General features: G+C 51.2%; 15 protein-coding genes and 1 pseudogene. 15 read left to right on the top strand and 1 reads right to left on the bottom strand.

Annotated features, from left to right (window positions below):
* Nucleotides 1–126: 126 nt before the first annotated feature.
* The 3 genes from phsA to phsC are packed head-to-tail and all read left to right on the top strand — an operon-like array spanning nucleotide 127 to nucleotide 3745.
* Nucleotides 127–2406: a thiosulfate reductase PhsA gene (gene phsA / locus DQM29_RS10685; protein WP_111740684.1), complete on the top strand. Its 2280-nt coding sequence runs from the start codon at nucleotides 127–129 to the stop codon at nucleotides 2404–2406.
* A gap of 11 nt (nucleotides 2407–2417) precedes the next feature.
* Entirely contained in the window at nucleotides 2418–2987 is a 570-nt protein-coding gene (locus DQM29_RS10680; RefSeq protein WP_111740683.1) for a 4Fe-4S dicluster domain-containing protein, read from the top strand.
* Entirely contained in the window at nucleotides 2984–3745 is a 762-nt protein-coding gene (gene phsC / locus DQM29_RS10675; RefSeq protein WP_111740682.1) for a thiosulfate reductase cytochrome B subunit, read from the top strand. Before DQM29_RS10680 ends, phsC begins: the two co-directional genes overlap by 4 nt.
* 90 nt (nucleotides 3746–3835) lie before the next feature.
* On the opposite strand, the pseudogene DQM29_RS10670 reads toward phsC, so the two are convergent.
* Nucleotides 3836–5132 (bottom strand): annotated as a pseudogene (locus tag DQM29_RS10670) (citrate synthase).
* 644 nt (nucleotides 5133–5776) lie between these two features.
* Between DQM29_RS10670 and sucA the strand changes: the two are divergent.
* The 12 genes from sucA (at nucleotide 5777) to tolA (ending at nucleotide 18857) form a co-directional block, all read left to right on the top strand.
* Nucleotides 5777–8593, top strand: a complete 2817-nt coding sequence (sucA, locus tag DQM29_RS10665) for a 2-oxoglutarate dehydrogenase E1 component (RefSeq protein WP_111740681.1) — start codon at nucleotides 5777–5779, stop codon at nucleotides 8591–8593.
* A gap of 13 nt (nucleotides 8594–8606) precedes the next feature.
* A complete protein-coding gene (gene odhB / locus DQM29_RS10660) occupies nucleotides 8607–9842 on the top strand; it encodes a 2-oxoglutarate dehydrogenase complex dihydrolipoyllysine-residue succinyltransferase (protein ID WP_111740680.1) in 1236 nt (411 codons plus the stop codon).
* Between the two features lie 215 nt (nucleotides 9843–10057).
* Entirely contained in the window at nucleotides 10058–11230 is a 1173-nt protein-coding gene (gene sucC, locus DQM29_RS10655) for an ADP-forming succinate--CoA ligase subunit beta (protein ID WP_111740679.1), read from the top strand.
* Entirely contained in the window at nucleotides 11230–12141 is a 912-nt protein-coding gene (gene sucD / locus DQM29_RS10650) for a succinate--CoA ligase subunit alpha (protein WP_111740678.1), read from the top strand. The genes sucC and sucD overlap by 1 nt, the downstream gene beginning before the upstream one ends.
* A gap of 738 nt (nucleotides 12142–12879) precedes the next feature.
* Entirely contained in the window at nucleotides 12880–14451 is a 1572-nt protein-coding gene (cydA, locus tag DQM29_RS10645; protein ID WP_111740677.1) for a cytochrome ubiquinol oxidase subunit I, read from the top strand.
* A 14-nt stretch (nucleotides 14452–14465) separates the two neighbouring features.
* Nucleotides 14466–15605: a cytochrome d ubiquinol oxidase subunit II gene (cydB, locus tag DQM29_RS10640; RefSeq protein WP_111740676.1), complete on the top strand. Its 1140-nt coding sequence runs from the start codon at nucleotides 14466–14468 to the stop codon at nucleotides 15603–15605.
* Between the two features lie 27 nt (nucleotides 15606–15632).
* Entirely contained in the window at nucleotides 15633–15740 is a 108-nt protein-coding gene (cydX, locus tag DQM29_RS10635; RefSeq protein ID WP_111740675.1) for a cytochrome bd-I oxidase subunit CydX, read from the top strand.
* Complete coding sequence (ybgE, locus tag DQM29_RS10630; RefSeq protein WP_111740674.1) at nucleotides 15740–16033, top strand: cyd operon protein YbgE; 294 nt, start codon at nucleotides 15740–15742, stop codon at nucleotides 16031–16033. The genes cydX and ybgE overlap by 1 nt, the downstream gene beginning before the upstream one ends.
* A 146-nt stretch (nucleotides 16034–16179) precedes the next feature.
* Nucleotides 16180–16584, top strand: coding sequence for a tol-pal system-associated acyl-CoA thioesterase (ybgC, locus tag DQM29_RS10625; protein WP_111740673.1), 405 nt, complete (start codon nucleotides 16180–16182; stop codon nucleotides 16582–16584).
* Complete coding sequence (tolQ, locus tag DQM29_RS10620; protein WP_111740672.1) at nucleotides 16581–17264, top strand: Tol-Pal system protein TolQ; 684 nt, start codon at nucleotides 16581–16583, stop codon at nucleotides 17262–17264. Before ybgC ends, tolQ begins: the two co-directional genes overlap by 4 nt.
* Nucleotides 17265–17279: 15 nt before the next feature.
* Nucleotides 17280–17714: a colicin uptake protein TolR gene (gene tolR / locus DQM29_RS10615; protein ID WP_111740671.1), complete on the top strand. Its 435-nt coding sequence runs from the start codon at nucleotides 17280–17282 to the stop codon at nucleotides 17712–17714.
* 120 nt (nucleotides 17715–17834) lie between these two features.
* Complete coding sequence (tolA, locus tag DQM29_RS10610; protein WP_111740670.1) at nucleotides 17835–18857, top strand: cell envelope integrity protein TolA; 1023 nt, start codon at nucleotides 17835–17837, stop codon at nucleotides 18855–18857.
* Nucleotides 18858–18915: the final 58 nt, after the last annotated feature.

Here is an 18915-nt window from a genome sequence, read left to right as displayed (position 1 = left end):
ATAATATTATTTTTATGTATGGCTTGGTTCGCCATCTGTAAGTGAAACTGTCGTGTCGATCAATAAAATCGCTGGCATAACTCTTTATGATTATTTCAATAATTAAAAAAATAGATAGGAGGATGTGTGAGCATTAATCGTCGTGATTTTATCAAAGGTGTTGGAGTAGGGTGTGCCGGATATGCTATCGGCAGCTTTGCTCCGGGCGCACTGGCGCTTCAACCGCCTGAGATGCTAAATGGCAAGAGCAGTTTAACCCCAAGCCTGTGTGAGATGTGTTCATTTCGCTGCCCGATAGAGGCACAGGTTATCAATAACAAAACCGTTTTTATTCAAGGTAATACGCACGCAGAACATCAAGGATCTCGAGTGTGTGCGCGCGGTGGCAGCGGTGTGAGCCTGATTAACGATCCTGCGCGAATTGTTCAACCGATGAAGCGTAAAGGCCCCAGAGGTGCTGGAGAGTGGGAGGTCATTACTTGGGAGCAGGCCTATCGGGAAATTGCCGAAAAGCTCAACGGGATCAAACAGAGCTTCGGCGCAGAAAGCGTTGCCTTTTCCTCGAAATCTGGCTCGCTGTCTTCTCATCTGTTCCATCTGGCGAGCGCGTTTGGTTCACCCAATACCTTTACTCATGCTTCAACTTGCCCAGCGGGAAAAGCCATTGCAGCTCAGGTCATGATGGGCGGCGATCTGGCGATGGATATTGGAAATACGCGCTATATGTTGGCCTTTGGCCATAACCTCTATGAAGGCATTGAAGTTGCCGATACGCACGAAATGATGATGGCGCAGGAGAATGGTGCCAAAGTCGTTAGCTTCGATCCCAGACTGTCGGTATTTTCCAGCAAGGCTGACGAGTGGCACGCAATCCGACCCGGCGGCGATCTGCCAGTCCTGCAGGCTATGTGTCACGTATTAATAGAAGAAGACCTGTATGACAAGGCCTTCGTACAGCGTTACACGGTTGGCTTCGAACAGCTGTCGGCATCGCTGAAAGAAACCACACCAGAATGGGCGGAAAAGCACTCGGATATTTCCGCAGAGGTTATCCGCCGCATTGCCAGAGAGATCGCCGCTGCGGCGCCTCATGTTATCGTGAACCCAGGGCACCGGGCGACCTATAACAAAGAAGAGCTCGACATGCGCCGCATGATTTTCACTATGAACGCGCTGCTCGGCAGCATTGAACGCAGCGGCGGGATGTATCAGAAAAAAGGTGCGGATAAGTATAACAAGCTGGCTGGTGAAGCCGTTGCCCCTTCGCTGGCGAAACCCGGCGTGAAGGATATGCCAAAAATTACCGCCAAAAGGATTGATGCCACGCGGCCGGAGTTTAAATACATCAATAAGAGCGGTGGCATTGTTCAAAGCATTATTGACGCCGTGGAGACGGAAAAACCCTATGCAGTGAAAGCCTGGGTTATGTCACGCCACAATCCTTTGCAAACGGTCACCGGTCGTCCTGAACTGGTGAAAACGCTGGAGAAGCTGGAGCTGGTGGTCAGCTGTGACGTTTATCTTAGCGAAAGCGCTGCCTATGCCGACTATCTGCTGCCTGAATGTACCTATTTAGAGCGCGATGAGGAGATTTCTGACGTATCCGGTCTGAACCCAGCCTATGCGGTTCGCCAACAGGTGGTCACGCCGATTGGCAACGCCAGACCAAGCTGGCAGATATGGCAGGAGCTGGGCGGTGTGTTAGGGCTGGAGAAGTTCTTCCCCTGGAAGGATATGGCGACACGGCAGCTGTTTCAGGCTAAGGGCGATGAGGCGTTCTACAAGAAAATCCGCCAGACGGGCTATCTTTCTTACGGCATTCCGCTACTGCTGCGCGAGCCTGAGTCTGTTAACGCGTTTATCCGCGCCTATCCAAAAGCAGCTGCAGGGCTGTCTGCCGATGGCACCTTTAGCGACGAGCTGAAGTTTAAATCTCCCAGTGGCCTGATTGAGCTGTATTCCGAAACGCTGGAAGGACTGGCTGCGGGCTTTGGCGCTCCGCTCTATCGTCAATTCCCTTTGAAAGAGGAGGGGGAACTCTACTTTATTCAGGGCAAGGTGGCGGTTCACACCAACGGCGCGACGCAGTATGTCCCCATGCTGTCAGAGTTGATGTGGGATAACCCAGTCTGGATCCATCCTGAAACGGCAAAATCCAAGGGCATTAAAACCGGTGACGAAGTGTGGCTTAGCAACGCAGTCGGCAAAGAGAAGGGCACCGCTTTGGTGACCCCAGCCGTCCGGCCTGACACGCTGTTTGTCTACATGGGCTTTGGTGCTAAAGCGGGAGCCAAAACGGCGGCCACAACCCACGGCGTACACTGCGGTAACCTTCTACCCCATGAAACAAGCCCGGTTTGCGGTACCAATGTTCACACCGCAGGCGTTCAGCTGAGTCGTGGTTAAGGAGAAAAGAGATGAGCAATAATCATTACGTCATGCTGCACGATGAAAAACGCTGCATTGGCTGTCAGGCCTGTACTGTCGCCTGTAAAACCGTTAACGATGTGCCCGAAGGCTATAGCCGTCTTCAGGTTCAGGTTCGAGGGCCAGAGGAGAGTGCTGGAGGCATGCACTTCCAGTTTTTCCGCGTCTCCTGCCAGCACTGTGAAGATGCACCCTGTATTTCCGTTTGCCCGACCGGTGCATCCTGGCGCGACGACAACGGCATCGTGCGCGTTGATGCGAAAAAATGCCTAGGCTGTGACTACTGCGTGGCGGCTTGCCCGTACCATGTGCGCTACCTTCATCCGGAAACTCACGTTGCCGATAAGTGCAACTTCTGTGCCGATACACGCCTTGCTCAAGGGCTCGATCCCGCCTGTGTTAGCGTTTGCCCAACAGATGCGCTGCGCTTTGGGCGGGCCGATGCGCCAGAGATAACACAGTGGATTTCTCAGCATAATGCCTATCAGTATCAGTTGGAGAACGTAGGTAAACCGGCACTGTTTCGCCGCAAAGAGACACATTTGGGGGATAAAGCATGAACAGCTTATGGGGTGCCGAGCTTTACTATACGCCGAACTACTGGCCCACGTGGCTGATTATCGCAGGGGTGCTGGTGGTTGGCCTGTTGGCTGTACTTGCGCTACACGGGCTGCTGCGATGTTGGTTAACGCCAAAGACAGAAGCCGGCGCAGAGGAGAAAACCTATCTTTACTCTAAAGCCGTGCGCTGCTGGCACTGGGGGAACGCGCTGCTGTTTATTCTTCTGTTAGTCAGTGGCCTGTTTAATCACTTTTCTATTGGCAACGTTCCGGCTCAGGTTGCGCTGCACGAGATCTGTGGCTATCTGCTGCTTGTCTTTTGGCTGGGCTTTGTGGCGATTAATATGGTCAGCGGCAACGGCGTTCACTACCGCATTCAGTGGCAGGGGCTGGTGGGGCGCAGTATTCAGCAGGCGCGCTTTTATCTGTTTGGCATTATGAAAGGGGAATCCCATCCGTTCCCGGTCACTGAACAGAGTAAGTTTAATCCGCTACAGCAACTGGCCTACATTGGCGTGATGTATTTACTGGTACCACTGTTGCTGTTAACCGGTTTGCTGTGCCTGTTCCCTGAGGTGGCGGGCGGTTACTGGATGCTGAAGGCGCATCTGGTGCTGGCTGTCGTAGGGCTACTGTTTATCTTTGGCCATTTCTATCTTTGTACCATCGGGGATACGCCGACGCAGACCTTTAAGAGCATGGTGGACGGCTACCATCGTCATCGCCAACATCCCGATAGTCACTCGGCAAAAGAGTAAGATTAGCCTGCGAGTGTTAGTTTGACGCTAGTTTGAATAGAAATAAAAAAGTCCGGGATATCCCGGACTTTTTACTGTGACGATTAACGCTTACTCGTTGTCTTTCGGCAATTGACTGTGAAACTCACGTTCGGTATAGCCCATATAGCGTTGGCGTGGGCGGGCGATACGTATGCCGTCGGCATACATTTCGTTCCAGTGGGCGATCCAGCCGATGGTGCGGGCAATGGCAAAGATAACCGTAAACATCGAGGTTGGAATACCGATGGCCTTCAGAATGATACCTGAGTAGAAGTCCACGTTCGGGTAAAGCTTCTTCTCGATAAAGTAGGGATCGCTTAAGGCAATTTTTTCCAGCTCCATCGCGATATCCAGCAATTCATCTTCAAGCTTCAGCTCCTGAAGGACTTCATGACAGGTTTCACGCATGACGGTAGCGCGCGGGTCATAGTTTTTATAGACCCGGTGGCCGAAGCCCATCAGTCGGAACGGATCGTCTTTATCTTTAGCCTTGGCGATAAATTCAGGAATGCGGTCTACGCTGCCGATTTCTTCCAGCATCTTCAGGCAGGCTTCGTTGGCGCCGCCGTGAGCGGGGCCCCCACAGTGAGGCGATGCCTGCTGCAATACAGGCGAACGGATTGGCGCCCGAGGAGCCGGCCGTTCTCACCGTTGAGGTTGACGCATTCTGTTCGTGGTCAGCATGTAGAATAAGGATGCGATCCATAGCGCGTTCAATGACCGGATTCACCACATAGTTTTCACAAGGGGTCGCAAACATCATATGCAGGAAGTTCCCCGCATAGGAGAGGTCATTGCGCGGGTACATAAACGGCTGACCAACAGAGTATTTGTAGCACATAGCGGCCACGGTGGGCATTTTGGACAGCAGCCGGAAGGCGGTAATTTCGCGATGGCGTTCGTTGTGAACGTCTAAAGAATCGTGATAGAACGCCGCCAGCGCGCCTGTCACACCGCACAGCACTGCCATGGGGTGTGAGTCGCGGCGAAATCCTTGGAATAGCCGAGTGATCTGCTCGTGGATCATCGTGTGGCGTGTAACGATGTCTTTAAAAGTGGCGAATTGCTCTGCGCTGGGCGTCTCGCCGTACAGCAGAATGTAGCACACCTCTAGGTAGGTGGACTGTTTCGCCAGTTGGGCAATGGGAAAACCGCGGTGCAATAAAATCCCTTCGTTACCGTCGATAAAGGTGATTTGCGATTCGCAAGACGCAGTGGACAGATAGCCCGGATCGTAAGTGAACAGTCCTTTTGAACCCAAAGTTCTAACGTCCAACACGTCTTCACCCAGAGTTCCGCTCAAGATCGGGAGTTCAATATTTCTGCCGTCGTCGAGGATCAACGTCGCTTTTTTTTCTACAGCCATGATTGTCTCCGCTATATATTCATTTCTAAGGAGTCAGGCAATGTAAAACCGCGATTGCCTTTTTCGTCACAAACTATACTTATTACAGTTGCATAAATTTAGACCACCGTGAAGCGGTATTTTACTTTTTTTTTACAAATTGACCCTTATTTATCATTCCATTAACATTGTAGATTGAGGTGTCGAGATAAACTTATTGTTTTTAATGGTTTTTTATTGATTGTGATCGTGCTCACTATTTGGGCAAAATGTTATAAATCTGTTTTTATTTGAATTGTATTTGTGAAAATAGGCTCTATACTCAGGGCATTCCAATCGAAATGTTGCAAGAAAGTTGCAGTATCGAGATAAGTGATAGCAAGTGATATGAGTTATACCTCATTTATTTAATACCTTGATGGTGGACTGAGTGTCTATAAAAACAGCAGTCATTATCGCGTAACGGCTTATATTGAAAGCAATTATCTGGTATTAATAAAAGCGAATGTAGTCACGGCGAACGTTTTCCGTGCCGCGCAGCGCAAAACAGACAGCATCTTTTATCATTTACCATATGGGATTGTGGTTTTTTAGTAACGACATGTTAAAGACGCTACTGATTCTGCGACGGCACATACTTAAAGCATGATGCTTAAGAGGTCATAATGCAGAACGGTGCACTGAAGTCTTGGTTAGACTCCTCCTATCTTGCTGGTGCAAACCAGTCCTATATAGAACAACTCTATGAAGACTATCTGACGGACCCGGACTCTATCGACGAAAGCTGGCGTAAAACGTTTGACACGATGCCCGCTGACGCTCTCAGCCCTGAACAGTTTCATTCAACGACTCGCGACTATTTTCGCCGTCTGGCTAAAGACACTAAACGCTATACGTCCAACGTCAGCGACCCGGAAAAAGACGCCAAGCAGGTTAGAGTCCTGCAGTTAATTAACGCCTTCCGCTTTCGCGGTCATCAAAACGCCAATCTCGATCCTATCAAGCTTCGCTATAAAGAGCCGGTACAGGAGCTCGATCCTGCGTTTCACAACCTGACCGAAGAAGACATGCAGGAGACCTTCAACGTGGGCTCTTACGCCATCGGCAAAGAAACCATGAAGCTGGCTGACCTGTATCAGGCGCTGAAGCAGACTTACTGCGACTCTATCGGCGCTGAATATATGCACATTACCAACACAGAAGAAAAGCGCTGGATCCAACAGCGGCTTGAATCGGTGTCAGGCAAGGGTGACTTTGGTCGCGAAGAGAAAAAACGCTTTTTACGCGAGCTGACGGCGGCGGAAGGGCTAGAGCGCTATCTGGGCGCTAAGTACCCCGGCGCTAAGCGCTTCTCGCTGGAAGGTGGTGATGCGCTGATCCCTATGCTGAAAGAGATGGTTCGCCACGCCGCGCGCGGCGGTGCGAAAGAAGTGGTGTTAGGTATGGCTCACCGCGGGCGTCTTAACGTTCTGGTTAACCTACTGGGTAAACGTCCCGGGGATCTGTTTGACGAGTTTGCGGGTATCCATAAAGACCACCTCGGCACTGGCGACGTGAAGTATCACCAGGGCTTCTCTTCAGATTTTGAAACAGAAGGCGCTCAGGTTCACCTTACGCTGGCGTTTAACCCTTCGCATTTGGAAATTGTTAGCCCTGTTGTTATCGGCTCTGTACGCGCCCGTCGGGATCGCTTGGAGGCCGCAGGCATGGGGGACAGCAATCGTGTTCTGCCTATTACTATCCACGGTGACGCGGCGGTCATCGGTCAGGGCATCGTTCAGGAGACGCTGAACATGTCTCAAGTGCGCGCCTACGAAGTGGGTGGCACGGTACGTATTGTGATTAACAACCAGATCGGTTTTACCACGTCGTATCCGCAGGACGTTCGTTCGACAGAATACTGTACTGACATTGCCAAGATGGTTCAGGCGCCGATTTTCCACGTAAACGCGGACGATCCGGAAGCAGTTGCTTTTATTACTCGCCTATCGCTGGACTATCGCAACACCTTTAAGCGGGACGTGATGATCGACCTGCTGTGCTATCGCCGCCATGGGCACAATGAAGCGGATGAGCCAAGTGCGACTCAGCCGATGATGTACACCAAGATTAAAAAGCACCCGACGCCGCGTAAAGTGTATGCCGATCGCCTGATTGAAGAAAAAACGGCATCCGCAGAGGACGTGACCGAAATGGTGAACGTCTATCGCGACGCGTTGGATCGCGGAGACTGTGTGGTGGACGAGTGGCGGCCCATCAATACGCAAAACCTGTCGTGGGCACCGTACCTGAATCACGAATGGGACGAGCCCTACGCTAGCGAAGTGGATACCAAACGCCTTCAGGATCTGGCGCGCCGTATTAGTCAGATCCCTGAGGGTATTGAGCTGCATCCTAGGGTGTCCAAGATTTATGACGACCGGGCACTGATGGCGGAAGGCGAAAAGCCGTTTGACTGGGGCGCGGCAGAAAACTTGGCCTATGCGACGCTGGTAGATGAAAACACACCGGTTCGTATTTCCGGTGAAGATTCTGGTCGAGGCACGTTCTTCCACCGTCACGCGGTGGTGCACAACCAGAAAGACGGTTCCTACTATATACCTCTGGCGAACATTCACAGTGGGCAGAGCGGATTTCAGGTGTGGGATTCTGTGCTAACGGAAGCGGGCGTGCTGGCCTTTGAGTACGGCTATGCGACCGCAGACCCCCGTACGCTCACCATTTGGGAAGCGCAGTTTGGTGATTTCGCCAACGGCGCTCAGGTAGTGATTGACCAGTTCATCAGCTCCGGTGAGCAGAAGTGGGGGCGGATGTGTGGCCTAGTGATGCTGCTGCCGCACGGCTATGAAGGACAGGGGCCTGAGCACTCTTCAGCCCGTTTAGAACGCTATCTGCAGCTGTGTGCAGAGCAGAATATTCAGGTTTGTGTGCCTTCTACACCTGCTCAGGTTTACCACATGCTGCGGCGTCAGGCGCTGCGCGGTATGCGTCGCCCGCTTATTGTGATGTCGCCGAAGTCTCTACTGCGTCATCCTCTGGCTATTTCATCACTGGATGAATTGGCTAACGGCAGCTTCCAGCCAGCCATTGGGGAAGTGGACAATCTGAATGCGAAAAAAGTTAAACGCGTTGTGTTTTGTTCCGGTAAAGTTTATTACGACCTTCTGGAACAGCGCCGCGCTAACGGTCAGACTAACGTCGCCATCGTACGGATTGAACAGCTTTATCCTTTCCCTATGCAGGCAGTGGCCAACGCGCTGCGTGACTATGCCCATGTGAAAGACTTTGTCTGGTGTCAGGAAGAGCCACAGAACCAGGGTGCCTGGTACTGTAGCCAGCACCACTTCCGGGAAGCTATTCCTCAGGGAGCCGCGCTGAAGTATGCCGGTCGCCCGGCCTCTGCCTCTCCGGCGGTGGGCTATATGTCGGTGCACCAGGAACAGCAAAAACAGTTAATTGAAGACGCGCTTAACGTAAAATGAATAAGGATAAACAATGAGTAGCATAGATATTCTCGTTCCAGACCTTCCTGAATCTGTTGCGGATGCGACTGTCGCCACGTGGCACAAGAAACCTGGTGACAGCGTTGAGCGTGATGAAGTGCTGGTTGAAATCGAGACAGATAAAGTGGTGCTGGAAGTCCCCGCGCTGGAGTCTGGCGTTCTGGATGCTATCGTTGAAGACGAAGGCGCAACGGTGGGCTCTCGTCAGCTGCTTGGTCGCCTGCGTCCTGCTGATATCACCGGTCATCAGATCACCGAATCGCCACAGGCTACCGAATCTACCCCGGCTCAGCGTCAGACTGCAAGTCTGGAAGAGGGCAGCAATGACGCCCTTAGCCCAGCTGTGCGTCGACTGATTGCGGAACACGGCCTCGATCCTAACGCGATTAAAGGTTCAGGCGTTGGCGGTCGTATCGTTCGCGAAGACGTTAATCAGTATTTAGCGCAGCAGGCCAGCGCTAAGCCTGCTTCGGCAACAACCGCTCCAGAGGTTAAAAAACCTCAGGCTGCCGCAGCGCCTCTGGCTCACCGTAGCGAAAAACGCGTACCGATGACTCGCCTGCGTAAGCGCATTGCAGAGCGCCTGCTGGAAGCGAAAAACAATACCGCGATGCTGACCACGTTTAACGAAGTCAACATGAAGCCGGTAATGGATTTACGCAAGCAGTACGGCGATGTGTTTGAAAAACGCCACGGTGTCCGTTTGGGCTTTATGTCGTTCTACCTGAAGGCGGTTGTGGAAGCGCTGAAGCGTTTTCCTGAAATCAACGCCTCTATTGACGGTGACGACGTGGTTTACCACAACTACTTTGACATCAGCATTGCGGTATCCACTCCGCGTGGCTTGGTCACTCCGGTGCTGCGCGACGTTGATGCGTTAAGCATGGCTGACATCGAAAAAAATATTAAAGATCTGGCTGTGAAAGGGCGTGACGGCAAGCTGACGGTAGAAGATCTGACCGGTGGTAACTTCACGATCACCAACGGCGGTGTCTTTGGTTCACTGATGTCGACGCCGATCATTAACCCACCGCAGAGCGCCATTTTGGGAATGCACGCCATTAAGGATCGCCCAATGGCGGTTGATGGTCAGGTCGTTATTTTGCCGATGATGTATTTGGCGCTTTCTTACGATCACCGTCTGATTGATGGACGTGAGTCAGTGAGCTTCCTGGTTGCAGTGAAAGACCTGTTGGAAGATCCGGCTCGCCTGCTGCTGGACGTATAGCGCCCCGATGCTTTTGGCGTCAGGCAAACGGGCACAGCCGCTCTAACGGCGGCTGTGCTAACGCGAAATTAAGTTTGATGGGAACGTTTCCGCCCTGGAAATAAAAATGCCTGTCATTATGAGTGTGTTTTTGCATCGGTCATCAAGCAATACCAAAAGATGGCCCGAACGCTGAAATACGTTGTTCTTTAATCACACCTATTTGGAAAGAACACATGAACCTACATGAATATCAGGCAAAACAGCTTTTTGCTCGGTATGGGTTACCGGTGCCCGCCGGGTATGCCTGCAAAAACGCTCAGGAAGCACTTGAGGCTGCCGACAAGCTTGGTGAAGCGCCTTGGGTTTTAAAATGCCAAGTGCACGCAGGAGGGCGAGGAAAATCTGGCGGCGTGATGCTGGCAAAAAATCAGGAAGATATCCTGAGCTTTACCCAACGCTGGTTTGGTCAACGTCTGGCCACCTATCAAACTGTACCGGAAGGGCTGCCGGTAGGGCAGATACTCGTTGAAGCCGCAACTGACATTGGTCAGGAGCTTTATTTAGGCGCCGTTGTCGATCGCGCTTCTCGCCGAGTGGTGTTTATGGCCTCTACAGAGGGCGGGGTAGACATTGAGACGGTAGCTCATGAAACGCCCCACCTTATCCATAAAGTCGCTATTGATCCTTTAATGGGTCCTATGCCGTATCAGGGAAGGGAACTGGCGTTTAAGCTGGGCCTGAGCGGTAAACAGATCAATCAGTTCAGCCAAATCTTTGTCTCTTTAGGCAAGCTGTTTTTGGAATGCGATCTGTCGCTGGTGGAAATCAACCCTCTGGTGGTGACCACTTCTGGCGAACTTATCTGTCTGGACGGCAAACTCAATATTGATGCGAATGCTTTATATCGTCAGCCAGAGCTGCGGGCAATGCACGATCCTTCCCAAGAGGACGTAAGAGAAGAGCACGCGACTCAGTGGGAGCTCAACTATGTTGCGCTGGACGGAAATATTGGCTGTATGGTGAACGGCGCTGGCCTAGCGATGGGTACGATGGACATTGTTAAGCTGCACGGCGGTGAACCGGCTAACTTCCTTGACGTAGGCGGTGGTGCGACAAAAGAGCGCGTCAGTGAAGCGTTCAAAATCATTCTTTCCGATGAAAAGGTCAAGGCCGTGCTGGTCAATATTTTTGGCGGCATCGTGCGCTGTGACCTGATTGCTGACGGTATTATCAGCGCCGTTGAAGAGGTTGGCGTTACTGTTCCGGTCATCGTGAGACTGGAGGGCAACAACGCAGAGCTTGGTGTGAAAACGCTCAGCCAAAGCGGCTTGAATATCGTCGGTGCGTCAAGCCTGACCGACGCGGCGCAACGAGCGGTGGCGCTTGCCGCCGGGGAGAGAATCTAATGTCTATTCTTATTGATAAAGATACTAAAGTCATCTGCCAAGGATTTACTGGCAGTCAGGGGACTTTCCACTCTGAGCAGGCGTTGGAATACGGAACAAAGCTGGTGGGTGGCGTTACGCCGGGGAAAGGCGGCACGTTACACCTTGGCTTACCGGTATTTAATACTGTTCGCGAGGCGGTTGAGGCGACTGGCGCCACGGCATCCGTAATTTATGTTCCGGCACCGTTTTGCAAAGACTCTATCATCGAAGCTGCTGATGCGGGCATTAAGCTGGTGATTTGCATTACAGAAGGCATTCCGGTTCTGGACATGCTGACTGTCAAAGTCAAGCTGGATCAGATGGGTGTGCGAATGATTGGGCCAAACTGCCCAGGCGTTATCACACCGGGTGCCTGCAAAATTGGCATTATGCCGGGGAATATTCATAAGCCGGGTCGAATTGGCATTGTTTCTCGCTCCGGGACGCTAACCTATGAAGCGGTCAAGCAGACAACTGACGTAGGGTTAGGGCAGTCTACCTGTGTCGGCATTGGTGGCGATCCCATCGCGGGATCCAGCTTTATCGATATCCTTAAGCTGTTTGAACAGGATCCTCAAACCGAGGCCATCATCATGATTGGTGAAATAGGGGGTTCTGCCGAAGAAGAGGCGGCTCACTATATCAAGCACCACGTGACAAAGCCCGTTGTGGGCTACATTGCCGGGGTGACGGCGCCGAAAGGCAAACGAATGGGCCATGCGGGTGCAATCATTGCGGGTGGGAAGGGCACTGCGGATGAGAAATTCGCTGCGCTGGAAGCCGCTGGGGTTCATACTGTTCGCAGCCTAGCAGACATTGGTGATACGGTTAAAAAAGCGCTGGCGGGGAAGTCCTGTAGCGTAAAAAAGACCTCAGCTGACGTTAGCTGATATGAAATACGCTTTAAGCTAGCGCAGCGGTTGCTCTCCGGGCGCACAGGACTGAAAATGTTCTGTGCGCCCGAATTTTTGCCTGATTATTTTCAGTCAAATGATTCAATTACCCTCCTATTTCCTTCTTTTTATCAAGACTCAACAAATTATTTACTTTATGGCTGCTTAAATATTGAGCGGTTGAAACAGTTAATCACTCCACTATTTAGCACTTGTATCATTGCAATGGTTAATTTAATTGATTAAATGTTAATTTATTGTTTTTATTTTTAAGGGTAAGTTACTGCCCATATAAATAAGTACCCTATATTTGCGGCACATAGGTTAAAATAGCAGTTCAAGAGAATTGAAAAATCCTTAATTTATGGTGTAATTGGCTAAATTTGTTTTACATCAATTTTGGTGTTTTTGCGTCACATGGTGATTTTGATTTGAGTTCACAATTCTGATTTTTAGATGAAATACCTATTTATTGTAGGGGATTAGAGGCGTAATATTTAACGTGTGGTATAGGGTGTTAACGGTTATGTCGTTTACGCGCTGTGTAAAGCAAGGTTTGGCGCATGGGCGCGGTTTCGTATACTAAATAGAGTTAATGCGGCAAACTTTGTTTATTATTTGGTTGGAAAGTATTTTTAAGGCATTCACCTCTGGTGAGTAATGGGGTAAAGCGAACGGTGCGCTGAGCGGCAGTTGATGCGTGACCGGGGTCTTCCTGAGGAGCAAGGAGTCAAGATGTTTGATATCGTCGAACTATCACGATTACAGTTTGCCCTGACGGCAATGTACCACTTCCTGTTTGTCCCGCTAACGCTCGGTATGGCGTTTTTGCTGGCAGTCATGGAGTCGGTGTATGTGCTGACAGGCAAGCAAATATATAAAGATATGACCCGGTTCTGGGGCAAGTTATTCGGTATTAACTTTGCTCTGGGTGTAGCCACCGGCTTAACTATGGAGTTCCAGTTCGGTACAAACTGGTCTTACTATTCCCACTATGTCGGAGACATTTTTGGTGCTCCGCTCGCCATTGAAGGCCTGATGGCGTTCTTCCTAGAATCCACGCTGGTCGGTCTGTTCTTCTTTGGTTGGGATCGCCTGAGCAAGGTTCAACACTTGGCTGTTACCTGGTTTGTTGCGCTGGGTTCTAACCTGTCAGCGCTGTGGATCCTGGTTGCTAACGGCTGGATGCAGAACCCGGTTGCTTCCGAATTCAACTTTGAAACCATGCGTATGGAAATGCTCAGCTTCGCCGAACTGGTACTGAACCCAGTTGCTCAGGTGAAGTTTGTTCACACTGTTTCCGCGGGTTATGTCACCGGTTCTATGTTCGTTCTGGGCATCAGCGCATTCTATCTGCTGAAAAAGCGCGATCTGCCTTTTGCCAAGCGTTCATTTGCTATCGCTGCCTGTTTTGGTCTGGCGTCAACGCTGTCCGTTATCCTGTTAGGGGATGAGTCTGGCCACGAGCTGGGCGACGTGCAGCGCGTGAAGCTGGCGGCTATCGAAGCCGAGTGGGACACTCAGGAAGCGCCTGCGGACTTCAACCTGATCAGTATCCCCGATCAGAAAGAGATGAAGAACAACTACGCTATCGAGATCCCTTACGCTCTAGGCATCATTGCAACACGCTCTCTGGATAAAGAAATCACCGGCATTAAAGATCTGCTGGAAGAGAATGAGCAGCGTATACGCAACGGCGTTACTGCCTATCAAATGCTGGAAAAATTGCGCTCTGGTAATACCGATCCTGCCGTTCGCAGCGCCTTTGAGCAGAGTAAGAAAGATCTGGGCTACGGTATTCTGTTGAATATCCACGCCAAAGATATCAATAACGCGACGGAAGATGAAATCAAAGCGGCTGCTCAGAGCACTATCCCTCAGGTTGCTCCGCTGTATTACTCTTTCCGCCTGATGGTTGGCTGTGGCTTCCTGATGCTGCTTATCGTTGGCATCTCTGTACTCCACGTGCTGAAAAACCGTATTGGTGAAAAACCGTGGCTGCTGCGTCTGGCTCTGTACGGCATTCCTTTACCGTGGATTGCCTGTGAAGCTGGCTGGTTTGTGGCTGAGTACGGTCGTCAACCTTGGGCCATTGCGGACGTCCTGCCTATTGGTGCAGCGACATCGGCTCTGACAACTGGCGATCTCTGGTTCTCGATCATTCTGATTTGCGGACTGTATACGCTGTTCCTGGTAGCAGAAATGTTCCTGATGTTTAAATATGCGCGTCTGGGCCCTAGCAGCCTGAAAACCGGACGTTACCATTTTGAACAGAGCAGCGCGGCATTAGCGCAAGAAGCACGGTAAACAGGAGTCCAGACATGTTAGATTACGATACACTACGATTTATCTGGTGGCTGCTAGTCGGCGTTCTGCTGGTTGGCTTTGCTGTCACTGACGGCTTTGACATGGGCGTTGGTATTCTGGTTCCTATTATCGGCAAGACCAATACCGAACGTCGCATCATGATCAACAGCATCGCGCCTCACTGGGACGGTAACCAGGTGTGGCTGATCACTGCAGGTGGTGCGCTGTTTGCCGCATGGCCTCAGGCTTACGCAGCAGCGTTCTCCGGTTTCTATATTGCTATGATTCTGGTGCTATCCTGCTTGTTCTTCCGCCCGGTCGGTTTCGACTATCGCGGCAAGATTGACGACTCACGCTGGCGTACAATGTGGGACTACGGCATTTTCCTAGGCAGCTTCGTTCCTGCGCTGGTGTTCGGCGTGGCGTTCGGTAACCTGCTTCAGGGCGTACCGTTTACCATGAACAGCATGTCGCACCTGAGTTATGAAGGTAACTTCTTCCAGCTGCTGAACCCGTTTGCACTGATTGCTGGCGTTGTCAGTCTGATGATGTTAATCACTCAGGGCGCTGCGTGGCTGCAGATGAAGACGACCGCTGAGCTTCGCCTGCGCGCTCGCGCTGCGACTCAAATCTGTGCGCTGATTGTGCTTGTTGCTTTCGCAGCAGCTGGCATTTGGGTTGTGTACTACATGGACGGTTACATCGTGACGTCCGCGTTGGATCACACCGCAGCGTCTAACCCAATCAATAAAGAAGTTGCTCAGCAGGCGGGTGCATGGCTGGTGAACTACAACACCTATCCTATCCTGTGGGCCGTTCCTGCACTGGGCGTAGCGTTACCGCTGTTGACCATTATTGCTTCTCGCATTAACAGCGGCGGCTTGGCATTCCTGTTCTCTTCACTGACCATCGCGTGTGTTATCTTTACGGCAGGGATCACTATGTTCCCGTTCATTATGCCGTCAAGCATTACTCCGAACGTCAGCCTGACAATGTGGGATGCGACCTCTAGCCACCTGACGCTGACGGTCATGACGTTTGTTGCGCTGATATTTGTTCCTATCGTATTAGTCTATACGCTGTGGAGCTATATCAAGATGTTTGGTCGTCTCGATAAGAAACATATCGAAGACAACCACGCGTCTCTGTACTAATTGATACCAACAATAAGGAGCAAAACAATGTGGTATTTTGCCTGGAGTCTCGGTACTTTGTTTGCCTGTGCTTGTGGTATCATCGGTGCAATCTGGTATGAAACCAACAATGGAAATAAAGAAGAACGAGAATAATGGGTACTGTGTTTAACAAACTGTACGCTGTTATGGATAAGGGCCCGTTAAGGGCCCTTTCTTTAATATTGGCGTTTTCGCTGGCGTTTTGCGTGTTTTGGGATCCTTCCCGCTTTGCGGCTAAAACCAGCGTAGTTGCCGTTTGGCAAAGCTTTTTGGTCATGTGGGCTATCTGTACCGGTGTCGTACACGGTGTGGGCTTTAGGCCGAAAAAGACGCTCTGGAAGGCTTTTTTCACGCCACTTCCCGCAATTGCGATCCTGATCGCAGGACTTGCCTACTTTTTGGCTTAGGCTGGCTTAATCGATAGGGAAAATAATTCTCGCTGAGTTAACTGAGAATTATTTTTGCCTACGTGCTTTCTGCCCATTCCCAAGCGGTTTTCAGTTGCGTATAGTATCAGTCGGTTAGTGCTATAGTCAGACACACTGGAAATATCGTGAGTAACTCGCTGTTCCGTTGGCCCGTTCGGGTCTATTTTGAAGACACTGATGCAGGCGGTGTGGTTTATCACGCCCGCTATGTGGCCTTTTATGAAAGAGCGCGCACAGAGATGCTGCGCCAATACAATTACAATCAGCAGCAGCTGCTGAGTGAGCATGTCGCTTTCGCTGTCCGCCGAATGAGCGTTGAGTATCTGTTTCCCGCGCGTCTTGACGACCTGCTGGAAGTGGAAACTGAAATCGTCTCTATGGGCGGTGCATCCCTTACGTTTGCACAACGCATATTCGACCAAAATGGCAAGCTACTGAGCCAGGCCGATGTGTTAGTCGCATGTGTTGATTCACGCCTGATGAAGCCCGCAAAGCTTCCAAGGTCTATTGTCGCGGAGTTGAAGAAGTGACCGACATGAATATCGTTAGCCTGTTCCTTGAGGCTAGTCTACTCGTAAAAATTGTTATGCTGATCCTGATTGGGTTTTCGATCGCCTCTTGGGCCATCATTATCCAGCGCACGCGGATACTGAGTACCGCCAGGCGTGAGGCTGAAGCGTTTGAAGACAAGTTCTGGTCGGGCATCGATCTCTCCCGTCTGTATCAGGAAAGCAACAATCGCCGCGACGAGCTGGCGGGTTCAGAGCAGATTTTCTACTCTGGCTTTAAAGAGTTTGCTCGTTTGCACCGTGCCAACACCCACGCGCCGGAAGCCGCCATTGAAGGGGCGACGCGAGCTATGCGTCTGTCTTTAAATCGTGAGCTGGAAAGCCTGGAAAACCATATTCCTTTCCTAGGCGTTGTTGGTTCAATCAGCCCATACATCGGCCTGTTTGGTACGGTATGGGGGATCATGCACTCGTTTATCGCTCTGGGTGCCGTCAAGCAGGCGACACTGCAGATGGTTGCACCGGGTATCGCCGAGGCGCTGATTGCTACGGCTATTGGTCTGTTTGCTGCGATACCTGCGGTTATGGCTCACAATCGCCTGAGCCTGCGGGTCTTTAAGCTTGAGCAAAACTACGACAACTTTATGGAAGAGTTTACGACGATTCTCCACCGTCAGGCGTTCTCAACTGAGAATAAATAAGGGCAGGGGGTAAACGTGGCGTATAAACGTTCTTCCCGGCGGCACGGTGCAGGTAAAGCCGCCGAGATAAATATTGTTCCACTTTTGGACGTACTGCTTGTGTTGCTGTTGATTTTTATGGCGACAGCGCCGATCATTACCCAAAGTGTTGAAGTCGATTTGCCAGAGGCCAGCGACTCTAAAACGGTTTCAACAGACAACAAGCCACCGGTGATTGTGGAAGTGTCTGGAGTCGGGCAGTACACGCTGGTGATTGATAAAGATCGCATGTCGCAGCTTCCTCCAGAGCAGGTTGTTGCAGAAGTTGAGCGCATCCATAAAGAAGATCCGAAAACGGTCTTTCTGATTGGCGGGGCGAAAGAAGTGCCCTATGACGAAGTTATTAAAGCGCTCAATATGCTGCACCGCGCTGGCGTAACGTCCGTTGGGCTGATGACTCAGCCTATATAGGCTGACAGTTAGCGGGGCTCGCGCGACAGGGTAAAACACGCTTTCTACATAACGCCGGCTTGCCGGCGTTTGAAAGTGAATAGATTTCGAATTTTGTTATTAGCTTTTTGGAAGCGTTACGTGGCAAAAGATACAGAGCATAACGATAAACTCAATCGCTCCGTCATGGCGTCGGTCGTGTTGCATATTGTGGTTATCGGCCTTCTGGCCGTGGGCGCTTTTATGCAAAAGGACGTACTGCTTGGCGGCGGTGGCGGTGGCTCTGCTATTGACGCGATAATGGTCGATCCCAACATGATGGCTCAGCAGGCCGAGCGCGTGCAGCAGCAAAAGCTTGATGCAAAAAGAGCCGAGAAGCTGCGCCAGCAGGAAGCCGATCGCCAAACTGAAGAGCAGAAACTGCAGCAGGCGGCAGAGCAAAAGCGCCTTAAAGAGGCGGAAAAAGATCGCCTGAAGGCGCAGGAAGAAGCTAAAAAACAGCAAGAACAGCAGAAGGCCGCGGAGCAGGCAACGAAGAAAGCCGAAGAAGCGAAAAAGCAGGCCGAAGCTGATGCAGCGAAGGCTTCTGCTGACGCTGAAGCAAAAAAACAGGCCGCAGCTAAGGCTGAGGCTGAGAAGAGGCAGGCTGAAGCCGATGCGAAAAAGGCTCTAGAAGCCAAACAAAAGGCAGAAGATGCCCAGAAAAAGGCTGACGCAGAGGCGAAGCAAAAGGCCGAGGCGGCAGCAAAAGCCAAGGCTGATGCGGAAGCCAAGGCCAAAGCTGATGCAGAGTCAGCCAAACAGGTTGACGATCTGTTCGGTGGTTTAGCCTCCGATAAAAATGCGCCTTCCGCTAATGGTGCATCCGGCGGTGGTAACAAGGCCGGTGCCAGTGGGCCTGAAGTCGATGCCTATATGGCGCAGGTTCGCGGCGCGATTATGAACAAGTTTATCGATCCTTCACTGTATAAAGGTAAAACCTGTACGCTAAGGATTAAGCTCGCTCCGGACGGTACGCTCTTTAATGTTCAGGCAGAGAGCGGGGATGCAACGCTATGTCAGGTCGCTATTATGGCGGCCAAGCAGGCAAAAATCCCCAAACCGCCGTCAACGGCGGTTTACGAGAAGTTTAAGAATGCGTTGGTTGACTTTCAGCCGAAGTAATTGTGTTGATAGGTAAACTGACTTGATTTAACACGCGTTATGACCAATAGTTGATGAG

It is taken from the genome of Leminorella richardii, from assembly GCF_900478135.1.
Classification (GTDB): domain Bacteria; phylum Pseudomonadota; class Gammaproteobacteria; order Enterobacterales; family Enterobacteriaceae; genus Leminorella; species Leminorella richardii.
The sequence above is the reverse complement of the archived record's forward strand: the minus strand, read 5'-3'. Positions and strand labels throughout refer to the sequence as shown.